Raw genomic sequence first — 18,533 nt, 5'->3', positions numbered from 1 at the left:
GGGGCCGCCAGCGCAGATGGCCGGGCGGCCTAGGCCCGGTGCCGTGTCTGCCAGCCAACCAGGCTGAAGCAGCCAAACAAGATCGCGGCAACGCAGACGATCGACGGGCCTGCGGGCGTATCGAACACGTAAGCAGCCCTCAGCCCAGCAACGGCGGAAAACGCACCGATTACGGCGGCGATCAAAGCCATCGTTTCCGGGGACTTTGCCAGACTGCGCGCGGCTGCTGCAGGAATGATCAGCATGGCCGCAATCAGCAGAACACCCACCACCTTGATTGCCACCGCCACTGTTACGGCCAGGGAAAGCGTCAGGATCAACTGCTCGCGTTTGGGATCGAACCCGCTGGCATAGGCCAGTTCTTCGTTCAGCGTCGCGGTCAGCAGTTGCGACCATCGCCACGCGATCAGCGCCACGACAAGCGCGGCCCCACCCCAGATCACCAGCAGATCAGAGCGTGACACTGCAAGAATATCGCCAAAGAGATACGCCATCAGGTCAATACGAACACCCGACAAAAACGACACCGCAACAAGGCCAAAAGCAAGTGCGGAATGCGCCAGAACCCCCAACAACGTGTCCATCGCATAGCCACGCCCGGCCAGCAAGGTGACCGTCAGTGCCATGATCAAAGCAACCGCCAATGCGCCGGTGAAGACAGACATTTGAAAGGTCAGTGAAAGCGCAACGCCAAGGATGGCTGCGTGCGCCGTCGCGTCTCCGAAATACGCCATTCGGCGCCAGACGACGAAACATCCAAGGGGGGCGGCGGCAAAGGCCACGCCAACACCCGCAAGCGTGGCACGGGTCATGAAATCATCAAGCATTATTCTGCTGCTTCCTGAGAATGGTCACAGTGGTCGTGATCGTGGTCATGATCATGACGGTAAAGGGCCAGCGCGCCGCCGGTGCCGGTGCCGAACAGCGCCCGGTATTCCGGGGCCGAGGCGACAACAGCTGGCGACCCTTCGCAGCACACATGCCCGTTCAGGCAGATTACCCGGTCCGACGCGCTCATGACCACATGCAATTCATGGCTGATCATCAGAATGGCGCAGCCGGTTTCGCGCCGCACATCTTCGATCTGGCGATAGAATGCGGCCGATCCCGGCTGGTCCAACCCCTGAGTCGCCTCGTCCAAAAGCAGGATATCCGGCCGATTGATCAGAGCGCGGGCCAGCAACACCCTCTGGAACTGCCCACCGGACAATTGCGACATCTGACGCTGCAAAAGATCAGGCACGCCCGCCGTCTCAAGCGCCTTTTCGCAGCTTTTGCGTGAAACACGGTGGGTCAGACCCATGAAACGCTCAACCGAGATTGGCAGGGTCGGATCGATGTGCAGTTTTTGCGGGACATATCCGATCTTCAGACCGGGCTTGCGGGAAATCTTGCCCACGGATGGCTTGGTGGCACCAATGATCGCCCGCAACAGGCTGGTCTTGCCCGATCCGTTCGGACCGACAATGGTAACGATCTCACCGGACTCGATTGCCATATCCACATGACGCAGAACGGTATTTGCGCCATAGCGCACGCTGAGGTTCTTAACGGTGATCAGGGTCATCTCTACGCCTTTTTGGTGCAGTCGGGGCAGATTCCCTCGGCTTCTACAACCGTTCGCTCGATCTCGAAACCCGCCGCGCGCGCCGCTGCGCCCAAAACACCCTTGGCCGGTGCGGACTGAGCCTCGGCCACCGCATCGCATTTTCTGCAGATCATGAATGCCGGAGAATGCGCCGCGCCGGGGTGCGAGCAAGCGACAAATGCGTTCAACCGTTCGATCTTGTGCACGAACCCGTTCTGGACAAGGAAATCAAGCGCGCGATAGGCCACCGGCGGCTGAGACCCGAACCCTTCGTCACGCAAACGATCAAGGATGGCATAGGCACCCAGCGCCCGATGTTCCTGCAGCAACATATCCAGAACCTTGCGCCGAACCGGGGTCAGACGCAGACCTTCCTCTTTGCATCGCGCTTCCGCTGTGGCCAGCGCTGTATCGACGCAATGCTCGTGGTCATGTTTCTGGAACCCAACCGCAGCCGTCCCCTCGACCGGTATGGGATGCGTGTCACTTGTCATGTTATTCCATATCATGTATGCGGCTCGTAACGTTATAAAATCACATAGAGGGTCTGATGTCCAGAAAGCTTCTCCCAGTCTCGATCTCGGCTGCACTTATAGGTGGAACGGCCATGGCGGATGTTCCTAACGTCGCGGTCGATATCGCACCGGTTCATTCGCTGGTGGCCCGGGTCATGGAGGGAGTTGGTACTCCGGATCTGATTGTTCCGCCCGGTGCCTCGCCGCATGAATACAACCTGCGCCCGTCGGAAGCCGCCGCATTGCAAGAGGCCGATCTGGTGTTCTGGATCGGTCAAGACCTGACACCCTGGATGGAAGGTGCAGTGGGAACGCTGGCCGGTGGTGCAACTGTCACATCGTTGCTGGACTCGGACGGCACGGTTCTTCTGGATTTCCGTGAAAGTGCCCTGTTCGAGATGCATGAACATGGGGAAAGCGAGGAGCATGACGACCACGATCATGAAGAGCATTCCGAAGACAAGGATCATGATGACCACGGTCATGACGAAGAGCACGCGCATGACGACGAGGATCACGAAAAGCATGACGATCATGACCACGAAGAGCACGCCCATGGTGACCATGATCCCCATGCCTGGCTGTCTCCGGCAAATGCAGAAACCTGGCTGAACCTGATCGCGGCGCAACTGTCGGCTGCCGACCCTGACAATGCGGGCGCCTATTTTGTAAACGCTGCGGCCGCACGCGAAGAAATGGCCGCGCTGTCTGCCGAGGTTGCCAAGACACTGGAACCGGTCCGCGGCGGCAGTTTTGTCGTGTTCCACGACGCCTACCAGTATTTCGAGGACGCGTTTGACATCCCCGCCTCGGGCGCAATTTCGATCGGTGACGCAGCCGACCCAAGCCCGGCGCGCATCGCCGAAATCCAGGACCGCATCCGCGAAGAGGGCGTCGATTGCGTGTTGGCAGAACCGCAGTTCAATCCGGGGATTGTCGAGACAGTGCTGGACGGGACCGAAGCCAAAACCGGTGTGATCGATCCGCTCGGGTCCGATCTTGAGCCCGGTGCGGCGCTGTACCCGCAAGTCATCCGCAACATGGCCAGGACGCTGGCCGATTGCCTTTAGTTCATGCGAAATACCCGGTCAAAAGCTGAACCGGGGACGGTCGTTGATGGGCGCCCCGCGAATTTGCGGGGCCTACAGCCCGCCTGATCGCGACGCACTGGCCAATCCGGACCGAATATCGCGCCGGAAAGATTGTGGAAATGGGATCATTCTGTTTGCGTCTTCATCCCATAGCCGCCACCGCAGGCATTCGACGGACTCCTTGAGCCCGATGGCCGCGTTGTTCCAGTCCTGGGCTATCGCAGCATTGCATTCCTTCAGGCGATAGCAGGGGATCTTCGCGTTATAGTGATGCAGATCGTGAAACCCGAAATTCAACAGAACAAAATCGACAAGAACTCCCAATCGCAGTGAGCTTGCCCCGTTCAATGCCGCAGCATGAGCGTTTTTGTTGCCCGTGTCCCGCCAGTAGGTTTCCTCGAAATTGTGGCCGACATAGACGACAAATATGCCAAAACTGCCCGCAAGGATGCTTCCGAGGATCAAGGCGTAAAAAGCCCACCACCCCAGAAGCGTGACCACCAGGAACCAGAACCCGAACATTGCGAAATTCTGCAGCAGTACGTCCCGAACACTAACTTTCAACGTGTTTCTGGGCCAGCGGTATTGCACAAAATAGACCAGCAGCGGCCCAAGAAGGAACAATGTAACAGGGTGCCTGTAGACGCGGTAAAACAGCTTTTTGGAAACCGGCGCCGCCTCATATTCGCGCCGTGTCATCACGTAAACCTCGTGGACATCCCGGTGTTCCAGATCACCCAGATGCAAGTGGTGCAGATTGTGATTGTACCTCAGGACGCTGTGCGCAATGCCCGAAAAAATCGAAAGCCCGTTGCCGAGAAGATCGTTCAGCTTCCGATCCGTGAAATAGCTGTAATGCCCACAATCATGCTGAATCGAATAAAGCCTCAGAATCCCCGCGCCAAAAAGCAACGCGCCACCACACAGCGACAGCCAGGATCCGGGAAACGCGGCGGGAAAGCCCAGCCCAAGCGCGACAACGATTAAACTGATCGCCAGGGCTTTGCAGGCGGACCAATTGTCTGCTCGTGCAAACTGGCGCGGAACTTTGATCGAGTTCATTCTTTGTCGTTGGGCAAAATCTACTAATCTGAAAGCACTGTGCCACCAACAGTCTGATCTTAGCAAGGGTCGGTCAACCCATCGATTGCCCGAAGAGACACCCTGCCATGACGCAGTGGTCGCGGTCATGATCAATTGTCACTCGGACACGCGGGAAAACTCCAAAAACATGTAAGGCTGAATGTTCTCACAAGGCCCAAGGCGAAGCGCTTTCGTCACGCCAAGGGCCTTTGCGGTGCGTCCAATCGTGTTGAACACTCCGATATGCTTCTGGAACACGGGATCGGTGTTGAACCTGTCGATCATCCGGTCCGTTATCTCGTGCCGCACACGGAGTTTCAGCTGCGACCCCGACAGATGCCGCTTGATCTGAGACAGGCGAACAAAGTTCAGACTGTTCCAAAGGCCGTGCACATCGTAGGTGTTCTCGACCCAGTCAATGCGCCGCCGGAACATGCGCCCGGTTGTTGCCTTTGACCCGACGACGGGGATGTTGAAATGGGGCTCATAGGGAAACCCGTAATTGGGGCACAGCACCAGACACCGCCCTTTCGGTTTCAGGAACCGCGGCAACGTATCCAGAAAGTGCCGCCAATCGGGAAGATGCTCCAGCACATTGACCAGATAGACCAGATCATAGGCTTGTGACGCGTCATACTCCTCGTAAGCCGACCGGTGAATCTGCGCCCCCAACCGCTGGGCGTGTTGCAATACACCTTCCATTGTCTCGAACCCTTCGGCAAAAGGTTCGATCCCTTCCAGAACGATGCCGGGGTTCTTTTGCCCCAGCAACGTCAACAGTATTCCGGCCCCGCAGCCGATCTCAAGCGCGCGGGCACCCGGCGGCAGGGCTGAAACCTCAGGGTCCAGATTCTGAAAATGGAACCGGGCGGCGCTGAGCCAGATGTCTTTCAGCGGGAAATCGAACCTTGCGAAATCGCCCAGAACCTCATCGATCAAAAAAGGCCTTTCTCGGTGGTTCAACGAATGCATACTGATCCCGACATGGTAAGTTTCGGATTTTGATAGAACAATGTGTTGGAGTGGACCAGCTTCTTATACGATCGCCGCCGTCGGGGTCGTCGCCACCGTAAAAGCAATTCGTCAGGGCGACAGCGCCTTGCTCTGGTCTCCGCTGGTGTATTTTACGGCCATCGAGATGTTGCAGGGCTACTCCTACTCGGTCGAAGGCCAATGTGCCCTGCCCCAGAACCAGGTCGCAACCCTGCTGGCCTATATGCACATCGCGTTCCAGCCGTTGTTCACCTGCATCCTTGCGCTTTATTTCATCCCCAGCGACGTGCGCCGGATGATCATGCCGGTGGTGCTGGGCATCGGCGCGCTGACCGGAGCGTATCTGTTGATACAAATCTACCCCTTCGAATGGGCCGGCGCGTGCAGGCCCGGTCGGTTGCTGTGCAGCGACCATCTGTGCGTCAAGAAGGAAAGCTGGCATATCGGTTGGCACTTGCCGCTGAATGACCTGGGCGAGCGCCTGCCCGCGACGGTATTTGGCCGACAATACGATCTGAATTTCCCGGTCTATTTCTCCGTGATGTTCATACTTCCAGCCCTGTTCGGAGCCTGGAAAGTTGCCGGTTTTCAGCTGATGGTCGGACCGACCCTGGCCTGGGCAACAGCATCCAGCCCCACGGAAATGCCTGCGATCTGGTGTCTGTTTTCGCTGGGGATCGTGATGACAATTGTCTTCACGCCTTTGCGGGAGTTTCTGTTCGTGAAGTCCTGGCCTTTGTGGGATGTGCTGCGCAGGGTGAACGGTAGATATAAAAGAACACTCTAGAAACCAAACAACCCGTTCACCCGCGCATCACCATTTCTCCTCTCGTCGTGCTTGCGATCTGAATGCGTTCACTACTGAACATTCAGACCCCCCTCGCGCATGTGAGAGTCGAAAATCCTAACCGACACCGGCCCTAAGCCGCGCCTTCCTCGGCCAGTTGATAAAGGACCCACTCTTCCGACAGGCCCTTCAATGTCTTCGGCCCCACCTTGGAAAAGTCCAGGCCTGATCCAAGAACCAGATCGCGGACGGTGCTGGACACCCAAACATGTCCGCCCGGCGTGAGGCTGAGAACACGGGCCGTAATTGCAATCGCGATCCCGGTCACGTCGTTCACGGTGCGCAGGCATTCGCCCGCGTGAATCCCGGTGCGGATCTTGAGGCCGGACTTACTTGCCTCGGCCTGAAATTCGCGCGCACATGCTATTGCGGCGCTGGGTCTTGGGAAGGCGGCCAGCAGCCCATCGCCCATCAGCTTGATCAGCGTGCCATCGTGCCGGGCAACAGTCCGGATTGCGGCCGCATCGAGACAGTCCAACACGTCCCGCCATTTCGCGTCGCCAAGACGAGAAATTATTTCGGTCGAGTTCACAACGTCAGTCATCATGATCGTGATCAGAAGACTGTCGTTTTCGCTGTCCCCGGAACACAGCGAAATATTCTCTTCAAAAGTCTGATCGATCAGATTGTCCTGACCCAACTTGGTCTTGCCGGGCCGGGTCGGGAACCTTTTCACGACCGAAGGATCGTCGCGGCTTATGTCTATGACGCCCAACGAACCAAGGTTCTTCCAAGGCGTCAGCGGTTCGGGCATCTCGGGGTAATCAACAGGCTCAATAATTGAAAACGATGTGTTCAGCATTTGTGCACCACCAAATAAGGTATTTGCACCGCAGGCTACTTGCATATTGTCAACAAGCCGCGACGCAAATGTTAATGAAGTGTTAACAGCGGCTGGTTTAGCGCACGCTAGGCTTGTGCCTCACGGGATACATATTCCAAAAAGGGGTCAGAGCACAGCGGGCCGCGACGTCCATCCATGTGAAATCGCGTATCGAAACAGAGTGTTGGGGACTGAACTTTGAAAAAGCTGAATGTACTGTTGGTAGAAGATGATCCGTCGCTGCTTGCTTTGACGTCCGCACTTCTCAAGCCTCATTTCAGCGTCCTGCAGGCCTCGAACGTGGCAGATGCCCGCGCGATCCTGGCCTCAAAACCGGTGGATATCGCCCTGCTTGACCTTGGGCTGCCGGACGAAGACGGCCTGGTGCTGGCACGTTCGATGCGGGCGAAATCGGCGCAGCCCCCCATCATTTTCGTGTCCTCCCGGGACAGTGCCAGCGACAAGATCAGCGGGCTGGACATCGGGGGTGACGACTACCTGACCAAACCCTTTGATCCCGACGAGCTGTTGTCGCGCATCAACGCGGTTCTGCGGCGGACGAACGCCCATGCATCGGCACCGCGCCGGGAAACCCGCGTGCGTCTGGGGGACGTTGAAATTGACCTCGACACACGACAAGTGTGGAACGAGCGGCTGGAAACGACCCCGTTCACCCGAGCTGAATTTGATGTGTTGATGGCGATCGTCAACGCAAACGGGCGGGTGTTGTCCCGCGCGGTCCTGTTGGATGCTGTTGCCCTGTCGCCGGATCATGATGCCGGCGAGCGCACAATCGACGCGTTGGTGGCGAAAATCCGGAAAAAGCTGTCCAGCGGGCGCGATGGACCCAAAATCATCTCAACTGTTCATGGCGTCGGCTATCGGCTGGGGCTGGTGCGAAGTTGAAACCGCGCGCCTACATATATGACGAACCTATCAACGCGGTTACGCAGAACTTCGTTGATAAGACCGTCGAGGGCAGATACCGCGAGTGGTATTTCGAATCCACGCGCGGCCAATTCCGGACGGCCTTGTTGTTCGGGGCGTCGTTCTACGTCGTTTACGCTCTTCTTGAAGTCTTCGTTCTGAATGGGCGTTCATTCTCGGGACAGGATCTGGCGGTCTGGGGCGCCAGACTGTTCATCATCTCGTTTATCTTTGGGCTTTTCTTTTTCTCGCACAAGCTGCCGGCGCGTACGCTGCCCATCATCATTTCGGTCGGCTGGACCATGATGTATCTGGCGATCTGGGCTGCGTTTGCGTTTTCCGGCGACCATGCGTCCAAAGACTTCCTGTACCGTTTTGCTCTGATCAGCTTGGCGGGAACGGTCTTTCTGCCCTTTGTATTTTCTCACTCAGCAGCGCTGCAACTTATGCTTTTCATCCCGGTGTCCTACTATCTGGTGTTTGATAACTCCGGCAGCGGCATCGATACCTGGATCGGGCCATCTTTTGTTTTGTGCTCGACTGTTCTGATTGGCCTTTATGCCAAGTTCTTCTCGGAAAGGACGTTGCGGGCGAACTTTGTTCAAAGCGTCTATCTTGAAAAGGCGCGCAACGACGCGGAAAAGGCGAATGAAGCAAAATCGCAGTTTCTGGCGACAGCAAGCCATGAGCTTCGCACGCCGCTGAACGGCATCGTCGGGAATATCCGGCTGATCAAACTGACGCCGCAAGACCGCGCGTCGCTGGATCAAAGGCTGGACGAAATCGAACGGTCCAGCCTGGCGATGAGAAACCTCATCGATGACGTTCTGAACATCGCAAGGCTTGAGGAAAAAGCCGAAGACCACGAATTTCAAACCTTTAACCTGTCTGAAATCCTTCAGGATCTCGAGGCCGTACTGCGCCCGCTGGCCCGTTCGAAAAATCTGCAATTGATCATCCCTCAGTTCGACGACGGCGTTTACCTGAGCGGCAACAGCGGGCATCTGAGGCACATCTTGCTGAACCTGCTTGGAAATGCGGTGAAATTCACCCACGAAGGTTCGGTGACCTTGTCGTTCGAGCAATCGAAACAGTCCGTGGCCTTCACGGTCAGCGACACCGGAATCGGTGTCCCCGAGGATCAGGTTGCCAGTATTTTTGAACCCTTCACGCAGGCGTCGAACATAGATTCCCGCAAAATAGGTGGAACCGGGCTGGGGCTTTCGATCGTGCGCGGGCTTGTGACCTCGCTGGAAGGGCAGGTTTCCGTGAAAAGCAGCCTGGGCGAAGGCACGGTTTTCCGGGTGGAAGTCCCGTTTCAGGCCGCCCCCGCCCCCTCGCCCCAATCCGAGGCATCGGGAATGGCCATCACCGTGGGAACACAGCAGAACGTGCTGATTGTCGAAGACGATCCCACCAGCATGGAAATCCTCAAAAGCCTGTTGGAGCGAGATGGCCATGAGGTCACCGCAGCAGCAAACGGCCGCGATGCAAAAGAACTGTTCCGGCCAGACGACGTTGACTGCATCCTGACCGATATCCGCCTTCCCGATACGACAGGCGTTCAACTGGCGCGTGACCTCAAGAGGATTGCAAAGGCCAATCGGCCCGAAAGGACGATTGCGACCATAGCCGTCACTGCGAACGTGATGCCCGAAGATCTGGATGAATATACGACGGCGGGTTTCGATGCCGTCGTCTCCAAGCCGCTGGACGAACGTGTTCTGTACGGCGCGATCCGGGCGTCGATAGGCAAACACCCCTCGGACAAGCCATACGTGTCCAGGGGGTCAGAAGCCACCAAAGCGCGCCTCAGCAAGTTCCTGAGCGGCGAAGAAATGGAACAGGTCTTTGTGGCGTTCAGGGAGTCATTGGAAGATTGCCACTCGCAGCTTGAAAAAGCTCAGAAACAGGGTGATCGGGATCGGATAGAGTTTCTGGTTCACCGGGTATATGGCAGCGTATCGAGCTTTGGTGAAACCGAGCTTGCAAACATGGCAAAATCGGTCGAGACGCTATTGCAAAGCGGCACTGAAAACTATGGCGTCGAGTTGAAAGAGCTGATCGATTCATGTGGTGCCGTGTTGAAGGGCCTCAAAAAACGAACGGTTTGACAGGTCGCGCTCTTCCATTCGGGATATGAGCACATCAGACAAGTATTGACCGCTGATCCGCCGAAATTGACAACCCGGATTATTCAATCGTTTCAAAACAGTTTTCTACTCAGGATGAAGGCGCTGCACGCATCCGCCAGCTCCTGAAACCGTGGTTTTTCCTTGACGTACAGATAGACCTTCCGTTTGTCCGGCAGGTCCGAGAGGGCGCGGAATGCGGTGGTTTCGGGTAGAAAACGCGCGACGGTTTGTGGCAGCACGGTCACCCACTTGCCGGTTCTGACCATGGTAATCAGCGAATGCGTATTGTGAATGGTGACATCGGCATCTGCGATTGCCTGCACGAATTTGGGTGTCTGGATAAGACCACACAGGGCATTCCGAACAAATGCGGCGGCCATCACGTCATCCAGGGTGGGCGGCGCTGGTCGTGTGATAAGCGGATGGTCAGACGCACAAACAAGCCCAAACTGATCCTCGAACAAGGGAACAGCCTTGATGCCTTTCAACGGATGGAACCCCGAAGCAATTCCGATATCCGCTTTGCCATCCACAAGCGAATCCAGCACCTGTTGCGTATCCGTGTCCCGCAATTCGACCTTCAAGCCGGGAAAACGATGGGTCAGATATTCCAGAGCGGAGGGAAAGACCAACGCGGCGACCGAGGGAACCGACACGATGCGCATCAGGCCGTGGGTGGCATCCGCAGCCGCCTCGATGGACTGCACGGTCTGATCAAACTGGCGAACCTGTTTCAGGGACAATTCAAAAACCTGCTCGCCCAGGGCGGACAGATGCGTTTTTCGTTCTCCTGCAAACAGCTTTTTGCCCAAGTGGTTCTCGAACTGCTTCAGCGTCATCGAAACGGCCGATTGTGTGCGCCCCAAACGGTCCGCTGCCTCGGTCAGGTTGCCCGTCTGGGCGACCGTACAAAAACAGCGTAGCATTTCGATCTTGATGGCCATACTTCAATTTTCCTGAAGTTTTGTTCAATTGTTTGAGTTTGACTGATGCGGATTGCAAAGTCCATTCTCTGCCAGACCAATTTTGACGTGGGGCCTATTGTGACCAATCTGAACCTGATCGCCGGCGAATGGCTGGCTGGTGAAAGCGAGATCGAAAACCGCAATCCGTCGGATCTGAGCGACCTGATCGGCCATTTTGCTCAGGCCAATGCGGATCAGCTTGAGGCGACGCTGGATCAGGCGCGTATCGCGCAGGCTGAATGGGCGGCATACGGGCTTGAGCGCAAGCAGGCGGTACTGATGAATATCGGCACCGAACTGATGGCCCGCGCCGAAGAGCTTGGCACCCTGCTCAGCCGGGAAGAGGGCAAACCGCTGGCCGAAGGCAAAGGCGAAGTTTACCGCGCCGGACAGTTCTTCACCTATTACGCCGCTGAATGCCTGCGCCAGATCGGTGAAAACGCCGATTCCGTGCGCCCTGACATTGAAATCGACGTTCGCCGCGAGGCAGTTGGCGTTGTTGCCGTCATCAGCCCCTGGAACTTTCCCACAGCCACGGCGTCGTGGAAGATTGCTCCGGCGCTGTGTTATGGCAATGCGGTGGTTTGGAAGCCCGCCAATATCACCCCGGCTTCGGCTGTCGCCCTGACCGAGATCATCAACCGTCAGGACATCCCCAAGGGCCTGTTCAGCCTTGTCATGGGATCGGGCCGCTCCATCGGACAGCGGCTGGTGGAAAGCCCCAAGGTCAACGCCATCTCGTTCACCGGTTCGGTGCCGGTCGGCAAGGGCATTGCCGCGGCCGCCATTCAGAACCTGACCAAGGTGCAGATGGAGATGGGATCGAAGAACGCACTGGCCGTGATGGACGACGCCGATCTCGACCTTGCTGTCTCGCTGGCGCTGGGTGGTGCGTTCGGCGGCACCGGTCAGAAGTGCACGGCATCCTCTCGGCTGGTGGTTCATGCCGCCGTTCACGATGCCTTTGTGGAAAAACTGGTGGCCGGTACGCAGGCGATGAAAGTCGGCCACGCGCTGGCTGAGGGCACCCAGATGGGTCCCGTCGTCAGTGAACAGCAACTGGCCGAAAATCTGGCCTATGTCGACCTGGGCAAGTCAGAAGGTGCCGAACTGGCCTGCGGTGGCCAGCGTTTGGAGATGCCCCAAGACGGCTATTACATGAGCCCCGGCGTGTTCCTGAACACAACCAACGACATGCGCATCAACCGTGAAGAGATGTTTGCGCCGCTGACCTCGGTCATCAAGGTCGGCAGCTATGATGAGGCTCTGGCCACCGTCAACGACACCAATTTCGGCCTGACCTCGGGCATCGTCACCCAAAGCCTGGCCCGCGCCACGCATTTCCGCCGCAACGCGCGCACCGGGGTTGTGACCGTGAACCTGCCCACCGCGGGTACTGACTATCACGTACCTTTTGGCGGCCGTGGTGACAGCTCGTATGGCCCACGTGAACAGGGCAAGGCCGCAGCTGAGTTCTACACGACGGTCAAAACCGCCTATATCAGCGCTGGAAAGCCGATGTGATGCGGATCGATGGACTGCAATACACCAATTGGTCCGAGAAGATCTTTCGGCAATTGCGCGAAGGGGGCGTGGACGCAATCCACGTCACCATCGCCTATCACGAGAACTTCCGTGAAACGGTTCTGAACTTTGAAAAGTGGAACCGCTGGTTCGAGCAATACCCCGACCTGATCATGAAAGGGCTTTGGGCCAGCGACATAGACAAAGCGCGCGAAACCGGGCGCACGGCTGTATTCTTTGGCTTTCAGAACCCATCACCCATCGAAGACGATATCGGGTTGGTCGAAATCGTGCACACTTTGGGCGCACGGTTTATGCAACTGACCTACAACAACCAATCCCTGTTGGCCACGGGCTGCTATGAGGCCGAAGATACCGGCATCACCCGCATGGGCCGTCAGGTGATCAAGGAAATGAACCGGGTCGGGCTTGTGGTGGACATGAGCCACTCGGCCGACCGGTCCACCATCGAAGCGGCTGAACTGTCCGAACGCCCGATCGCCATCACCCACGCGAACCCGCACGAATGGTCACCCGCTCTGCGCAACAAGCGGGATGCGGTGATCCGGGCGGTGGCCGAAAACGGTGGGATGTTGGGATTTTCGGTCTATCCTCATCACCTGAAAGACAAGTCGGACTGCACCTTGGACAGCTTTTGCGAGATGATTGCGCGCACGGCTGAGAAATACGGTGCAGAGCACCTCGGGATCGGCACGGATTTGTGCCAGGATCAGCCCGACAGCGTGGTCGAATGGATGCGTGTGGGGCGTTGGTCCAAACAGATCGACTATGGCGAGGGATCGGCCAGCAACCCGGGCTTCCCTCCGATGCCGCCCTGGTTCCGGGACAACCGCGACTTTGGGAACCTTGAACATGGGTTGCGTGCGACCGGTCTGAGCGATGACGAAGTGGCCGGGATCATGGGGGGAAACTGGTACAGGTTCTTTGCCAAAAACTTCGTTGCCCGGGGGTAACCGAATGGAAACACAGGCGCAAATTCACATCGACCGACGCGATCCGGCTACCGTCATGCGACTGTCGCGGCTGGGGTCTTTGCACCAGTGTCGGCTAAGCTTCATGCGACAGCTGACCCGACGTATGGCGCGGGAAAACTGGTCGTTTTCACGCCCCGTATTTGACATTGACGCCCAAGGCGTCGGGACAGCGGTCTATACCGCGCACGGGCCGGACAGGGCGTATTCGCTGGTTGCCTTCGCGCACGACCTGCCGCCCGAGAAACGCTCGGACCGCGTGATTGCCGACGCATGGGACGCCACATTCGCATTGTTTGATGGCATCCCGACCGAGGCGGATATCGAGCGTCTTTCGAAAAACGTCCCCCTGCAGGAAGCCGGGCGCGTCAGTGAAACCGAGTTGTCCCTATCTCGCGCCAACCGTTCGGTCCGGCTGTGGGAACATGTCGTCGATGCTCTGGCCGCAGGGCAGCAACCGGATGTGCAGCAAATCTATCAGGTCGGTTACCTGATGCGTACAACGGCCGTTTACGGCTCGGGCAAATTTGGTGCCGCAGATCGCGAGAACATCGCAAACCGCCCGGAAACCAGCGCCCCCTTTCAGGCCGAGATGCTGTCGGTTTTTCTGACCCGGACCTTCGTGCGGGATCTGGTACAGCACATGGCTAACGCCAAGGGCGGCGATCAGGCCACAAAACTGGACCCAGACATCGCGCCGTGGTTGGGCATCGGCAACTCCACCGGCCTTGGTATGGCACCGTTCATCGTCAACCACCCCATCCTGTTCAACAACTGGGTCATGGCGCGGGAAGAGGCGATTGCGCGTGTCCGGTCCGTGGAATCCGCATCTGCGGCCGAGGTCGAGCACTTCCGGCGAGTTTTCGAACGCAGCCAGATTTCGATAACGTGGTGGCGGTCCGAACATCCCATACAAATCGAAAAACTGGCGGCTTTGAACGCTGACCTGCAGGCGATCTCGGACTATGTGGATCAGGACGGTTTGACCGGCAGCCATCCCTGGAACCGGCTGGTGCTCTGGTCGCAAACCGCGCTCAGCGAGGAAGGGCAGGAATATCTCGCCTCGCTGATCCTTGAACCCTACGCAGACCTCGTGGACGGGCTGGCCTCGTGCATGGCCGACGGCGATGCTGCAGCTTTTGTGATCGACGGGGCGATGCCCGTCAGTGACGTCCGTGACCTGATCCGGGGCGCGTTTGGTTGGGCGCTGGAACTGGATTGGACGTCCCGCGAACACTGTGCCCGCGCATGGTACGTGTCCGAAGAGAAACTGGAACCCCGCATGGGCGAACGGTTCGAAGAACCCATCGAAGACTACGAACAACCTTGGGCTCCGGCACGGGATGCAGTGGCGATCTATGCGGAGTTGAGCGGATGGGACGGAGCCCAGCCCATTGCAGAATTCCTGCTGCGTCATCCCGAACACCGTCACTCTGTCCGGCGCGCGCAGATGACCCGCACCGCGCCTTATGGCGAAATCCGGGACAACACGATTGGCGCGACGGTGGTGCCCCTCGACATGTTGCGGGCAAAGCTGTCGTTCTTCGGCGCCACGCATTTTGACCCGCGTTCGGATCGATGGGTCCGCATTTGCATGTATGCCGGTGCGCCCTACCCCGAGGAGTTGACATCTGAAAACGCCGATCTTTGGGTCTATCCAGAGGTGCCGACATGAGCTTCTCGCTGAACGAGATGGAGGCAACCGCCAAACGCGCCACCCGCGGGGCCGGATATTCCTGGGGACAAGCGGAAGAGGCGTCAAAAGCAGCGCGTTGGCTGTGCGCCCAAGGCATGGATGGCGCCGGGGCTCTTGCCCGGTTGTTGACGCTCGGGCTGGCCTCGGACCTTGCCGCACACCGACCCCGGCAGGTTGATGGCCCTTGGCAGGGCGACGGCGACCTGTGCCCGCTGTCGGCGGGTCCTCTCTTGTCCGACTGCGCCCATCTGCTGAAAACTGGCCCGGTCGAGCTGCAAGCGGTTGTGTCGCCTGCTCTGCTGTTGCCCTTTGCCGCCAATGCGGCACGTGTTCTGAAATCCTGCATAAGCATTGAAATCGACGGGGTGCGGGCGGTCACGGATGGCGACCATCTGGCAGCCCCCGACATTTTGCCGATCACAGCCCGACGGGTCACTGTTTCGCAGGGCGTTGCGCCCGATGTTCCGCGCAATCGGCACACCCGCGCGCAGCCCACGTTGGATGATTGGGCTGTTCTGAACCGTTTTGCCCACCGCACCTATGCCCCCGCAACCGAGGAATCCCGCCTGCTGGGCGCAGGGGCCGGGCTTTCCGACAACGACTGAAAAGAGACCAAAGTGACCGACACACGGACCCTTACCCTCGCCGAGATAGAAGAGCTGTCCTTCCGCGCTCTGGTGGCGGCCGGAACATCCGAGGCCAACGCTCGTCCGTTGGCACAAGCAACCGCCGCAACCGAGGCCGACGGCGTCGCCAGCCACGGCCTGGCCTATATCCCGATCTATTGTGAGCATGTGCAATGCGGCAAGGTCGACGGGGTGGCAAAACCTGTACTGTCACGCCCCCGGCCGGGCGTAGTGACCGCTGATGCCGCAACCGGCTTTGCCCATTCTGCCATTGATCTGGGTTTTGACGCTCTGATCACGGCTGCGCGGGAACAAGGCGTTGCGGTTCTTGCCGTCAAGAACAGCTACAATTGCGGTGTTCTGGGCTATCACACCTACAGGCTTGCCCAAGCCGGACTGGTTGGGCTGGGGTTTACCAACGCGCCGGCCTCGATTGCCCCGTCCGGTGGCTCAAAACCTGTCGTGGGCACCAATCCATTTTCTGTCGCAGTCCCCGGAACCGATGGTCAACCAGCCTTGCTGATCGATCAAAGCGCCAGCACGATTGCCAAAAGCGAGGTCATGAAACATGCGCGCGAAGGCAAGCCGATCCCGGTTGGCTGGGCGTTGGACGCCGAGGGCAACCCGACCACCGATCCCGAGGTCGGCCTTAAGGGGTCAATGGCACCATCGGGCGGGTACAAAGGCGTCGGCGTCGCGCTGCTGGTCGAGGTTTTGGCTGCGGCTTTGACGGGGGCAACATTGGGCATCAATGCCTCGCCGTTTTCGGGCACTGCAGGCGGCCCGCCGAAAACCGGCCAGTTTTTCATAGCCATAGACCCCGAGGCAACAGCCGGTGGATCGTTTGAGGCCGGTGTCGCCGGCCTGATCGAGGCTATCCGTATTCAGGACGGGGCGCATCTGCCCGGTGACGGTCGCCGGGCCAAACGTCTGGCAGCCCGCAAAGATGGTGTGGCGGTGAACACGGCAACGCTGTCCAGGATTGACGCGCTCTTGGGCTAGATGAATGATGCGGTCCTAAGCCTGCAACAGATTTCGTAACGGCGCAAAAAACGGAGCTTTGCCTTGTATTTGGACGTCGACGTGGCACCATTTGCAGCCAGCACCAACCCAAACGCCCCGCGGCGGTTTGGTCAGCGATACAACGCTGAGGCATTCCTGCCCGAGGCAGGTAATACCGTTGTCTGCCATCTTGATTTCGATGCCCCGGCTCACCAGGCCGTGCTGGAGGCGCGCAAAAGAATGATGGCACTGCCGGAAGCCAAACGTTTTCTTTTCACCCCTGTCGAAAGCCTGCACATGACGGTGTTCGAAGGCGTTATCGAAACCCGCCGCACAGCGGACACCTGGCCCCGTGATCTGGACCGCGATGCGTCTGTGACCAGCGTTACCAAAGCCATGATCGATCGGCTCGCTGATTTTTCTGCGCCACCGGGCTTTGCCGTGCGTGCGGCGGGCTTAAGCCCTACGGGTCTTGCACTTAAAGGTGCCACCAAAGAAGACGACGCGAAGATGCGGGCCTGGCGCGAGGCGCTGGCCAAACCATTTGCCTATCGACACGAAGACCACGACGCGTATCAGCACCACATGACCTTTGCCTACCCGATCAACTGGTTGCCCGATACCGTGCTGCCCGTCTGGGAAGCTGAACTTGGTGCAATTCTTGCAGACCTTGCAGATGCCGCGCCTGTCATTCCACTTACCGCCCCCGCCTTTTGTCAGTTCGCCGACATGACACGGTTCGAAGAAATCCGAGTGCTGAAAAGCTAAACAGCCCATTCGACAGTACACGGACAAAAAGCACCAACTTCCTGCGGCTTGCGTCAATCAGCTGTCCACACAGCCAGATGCGCGGGCGCAGGAAATTCCACCGATCCATCCGGGACAACAAACTGTCCCAGACGTTTTTCCGCTTCTGCGACCATAGCCTCATACCCGGCATCGTCGATGAATTCGGCCAATGTCCACCCGCGGACATCCATTCGGACCCATTCGCGGATCGAGGCAAACCGCGCGGCGCCGGTGACGGTGGTTACAGTTGTTTCCCGAAATCCCGCGTCTTCAAGCGCGCTCAGAAATGACGGCTTGTGCCCAAGGACAAAAGGCGCCCTCAGCGCATTTGCGGCGGCCGCTCCGAACATTTCGTCAATCAGCTCGATCATCCGGGCATATCCGGGCGAGGTCTCGGCGTCATCCCAAACAGAGACCGCAACCACGCCACCTGAACGCACCACCCGCCGCATTTCCTTTAGTGCCTGGCGCCTATCGTCAAAGAACATCAGCCCGAACTGGCAAAGAACAACATCAAAAGACCTGTCCGCGAACGGCAGCGCCTCGGCGCGGCCCTCGGTCCAGTCGACATCCGGGGTTCGCCTGCGCGCCACGTCAAGCATATCCGGGTTTCGGTCCAGGCCAACGACACGACCTGCAGAGCCCACCCTTGTGAGGGCGTCGCGCGTTGTGGCTCCGGTGCCGCAGGCAACGTCCAGCACAGCACATCCAGGGGCAATTCTGGCGCGTTCACAAAGGCGCCCCGCCCATTCGCCAAACAGTGCCGGGACAAAGAACTCATCGTATATTTCAGCTGCGGATTTCGATACCTGACCGGCAGAAGCAGCATCTTTCAACATGGATCACCCGCTTTTTTGGTTGCGTTCGGACCAATAGTGACACGTTGCGGTTCGCGGGATATAGTTCTAAATCTGTAGCAAATGACAGGTGGCACAGG

General features: G+C 58.3%; 18 protein-coding genes. 10 read left to right on the top strand and 8 right to left on the bottom strand.

All coding sequences use genetic code 11. The features are described 5' to 3' along the window. Positions 1 to 29: 29 nt before the first annotated feature. The 3 genes from ACOQFT_RS15655 to ACOQFT_RS15645 are packed head-to-tail and all read right to left on the bottom strand — an operon-like array spanning position 30 to position 2,082. A complete protein-coding gene (locus tag ACOQFT_RS15655) occupies positions 30 to 827 on the bottom strand; it encodes an iron chelate uptake ABC transporter family permease subunit (RefSeq protein WP_170448748.1) in 798 nt (265 codons plus the stop codon). Then, entirely contained in the window at positions 827 to 1,567 is a 741-nt protein-coding gene (locus ACOQFT_RS15650) for a metal ABC transporter ATP-binding protein (protein WP_421598817.1), read from the bottom strand. Before ACOQFT_RS15650 ends, ACOQFT_RS15655 begins: the two co-directional genes overlap by 1 nt. 2 nt (positions 1,568 to 1,569) lie before the next feature. After that, positions 1,570 to 2,082 (bottom strand): Fur family transcriptional regulator, encoded by a 513-nt coding sequence (locus tag ACOQFT_RS15645; RefSeq protein ID WP_421598816.1) that lies wholly within the window; start codon positions 2,080 to 2,082, stop codon positions 1,570 to 1,572. 56 nt (positions 2,083 to 2,138) lie between these two features. On the opposite strand from ACOQFT_RS15645, the gene ACOQFT_RS15640 reads away from it, so the two are divergent. Then, entirely contained in the window at positions 2,139 to 3,173 is a 1,035-nt protein-coding gene (locus ACOQFT_RS15640; RefSeq protein WP_421598815.1) for a zinc ABC transporter substrate-binding protein, read from the top strand. A 72-nt stretch (positions 3,174 to 3,245) separates the two neighbouring features. Here the strand turns inward: ACOQFT_RS15640 and ACOQFT_RS15635 are convergent, their stop codons facing one another. Further along, complete coding sequence (locus ACOQFT_RS15635) at positions 3,246 to 4,256, bottom strand: fatty acid desaturase (protein ID WP_421598814.1); 1,011 nt, start codon at positions 4,254 to 4,256, stop codon at positions 3,246 to 3,248. A gap of 138 nt (positions 4,257 to 4,394) precedes the next feature. Then, complete coding sequence (locus ACOQFT_RS15630; protein ID WP_421598813.1) at positions 4,395 to 5,216, bottom strand: class I SAM-dependent methyltransferase; 822 nt, start codon at positions 5,214 to 5,216, stop codon at positions 4,395 to 4,397. Positions 5,217 to 5,289: 73 nt separating this feature from the next. Between ACOQFT_RS15630 and ACOQFT_RS15625 the strand changes: the two genes are divergently transcribed. Beyond that, positions 5,290 to 6,057 (top strand): DUF5765 domain-containing protein, encoded by a 768-nt coding sequence (locus ACOQFT_RS15625; protein WP_421598812.1) that lies wholly within the window; start codon positions 5,290 to 5,292, stop codon positions 6,055 to 6,057. A 133-nt stretch (positions 6,058 to 6,190) separates the two neighbouring features. Here ACOQFT_RS15625 and ACOQFT_RS15620 read toward each other — a convergent pair whose 3' ends face one another. Then, positions 6,191 to 6,919 (bottom strand): adenylate/guanylate cyclase domain-containing protein, encoded by a 729-nt coding sequence (locus ACOQFT_RS15620; RefSeq protein ID WP_421598811.1) that lies wholly within the window; start codon positions 6,917 to 6,919, stop codon positions 6,191 to 6,193. Between the two features lie 219 nt (positions 6,920 to 7,138). On the opposite strand from ACOQFT_RS15620, the gene ACOQFT_RS15615 reads away from it, so the two are divergent. Together ACOQFT_RS15615 and ACOQFT_RS15610 are read left to right on the top strand one after the other, a co-directional pair. Further along, positions 7,139 to 7,846, top strand: coding sequence for a response regulator transcription factor (locus ACOQFT_RS15615; RefSeq protein WP_170448765.1), 708 nt, complete (start codon positions 7,139 to 7,141; stop codon positions 7,844 to 7,846). Then, entirely contained in the window at positions 7,843 to 9,981 is a 2,139-nt protein-coding gene (locus ACOQFT_RS15610; protein ID WP_421598809.1) for an ATP-binding protein, read from the top strand. The genes ACOQFT_RS15615 and ACOQFT_RS15610 overlap by 4 nt, the downstream gene beginning before the upstream one ends. 92 nt (positions 9,982 to 10,073) lie before the next feature. On the opposite strand, the gene ACOQFT_RS15605 is transcribed toward ACOQFT_RS15610, so the two are convergent. Further along, on the bottom strand, positions 10,074 to 10,946 hold the full coding sequence (locus ACOQFT_RS15605; RefSeq protein ID WP_421598808.1) for a LysR family transcriptional regulator: 873 nt from the start codon (positions 10,944 to 10,946) through the stop codon (positions 10,074 to 10,076). Positions 10,947 to 10,991: 45 nt separating this feature from the next. Between ACOQFT_RS15605 and ACOQFT_RS15600 the strand changes: the two genes are divergently transcribed. The 6 genes from ACOQFT_RS15600 (at position 10,992) to ACOQFT_RS15575 (ending at position 17,575) form a co-directional block, all read left to right on the top strand. Then, the gene (locus ACOQFT_RS15600) at positions 10,992 to 12,491 is read left to right on the top strand and encodes an aldehyde dehydrogenase family protein (protein ID WP_421598807.1); all 1,500 of its coding nucleotides are present in this window, start codon (positions 10,992 to 10,994) and stop codon (positions 12,489 to 12,491) included. Then, positions 12,491 to 13,465 (top strand): membrane dipeptidase, encoded by a 975-nt coding sequence (locus ACOQFT_RS15595; protein ID WP_421598806.1) that lies wholly within the window; start codon positions 12,491 to 12,493, stop codon positions 13,463 to 13,465. The genes ACOQFT_RS15600 and ACOQFT_RS15595 overlap by 1 nt, the downstream gene beginning before the upstream one ends. A gap of 4 nt (positions 13,466 to 13,469) precedes the next feature. After that, positions 13,470 to 15,158 carry a hypothetical protein gene (locus ACOQFT_RS15590; RefSeq protein ID WP_421598805.1) on the top strand — a complete coding sequence of 563 codons (1,689 nt, stop codon included), beginning with the start codon at positions 13,470 to 13,472 and terminating at the stop codon, positions 15,156 to 15,158. Continuing rightward, positions 15,155 to 15,784, top strand: coding sequence for a DUF3726 domain-containing protein (locus ACOQFT_RS15585; protein WP_421598804.1), 630 nt, complete (start codon positions 15,155 to 15,157; stop codon positions 15,782 to 15,784). Before ACOQFT_RS15590 ends, ACOQFT_RS15585 begins: the two co-directional genes overlap by 4 nt. Positions 15,785 to 15,796: 12 nt before the next feature. Next, positions 15,797 to 16,807 (top strand): Ldh family oxidoreductase, encoded by a 1,011-nt coding sequence (locus ACOQFT_RS15580; protein ID WP_421598803.1) that lies wholly within the window; start codon positions 15,797 to 15,799, stop codon positions 16,805 to 16,807. 81 nt (positions 16,808 to 16,888) lie between these two features. Further along, complete coding sequence (locus ACOQFT_RS15575; protein ID WP_421598835.1) at positions 16,889 to 17,575, top strand: DUF1868 domain-containing protein; 687 nt, start codon at positions 16,889 to 16,891, stop codon at positions 17,573 to 17,575. Positions 17,576 to 17,628: 53 nt separating this feature from the next. Here ACOQFT_RS15575 and ACOQFT_RS15570 read toward each other — a convergent pair whose 3' ends face one another. Then, positions 17,629 to 18,435 carry a class I SAM-dependent methyltransferase gene (locus ACOQFT_RS15570; RefSeq protein ID WP_421598802.1) on the bottom strand — a complete coding sequence of 269 codons (807 nt, stop codon included), beginning with the start codon at positions 18,433 to 18,435 and terminating at the stop codon, positions 17,629 to 17,631. Positions 18,436 to 18,533: the final 98 nt, after the last annotated feature.

The sequence above is a fragment of the Ruegeria sp. MALMAid1280 genome (assembly GCF_049195285.1).
Taxonomy (GTDB): Bacteria; Pseudomonadota; Alphaproteobacteria; order Rhodobacterales; family Rhodobacteraceae; genus Ruegeria.
This window is presented reverse-complemented; position numbering and strand designations above follow the sequence as displayed.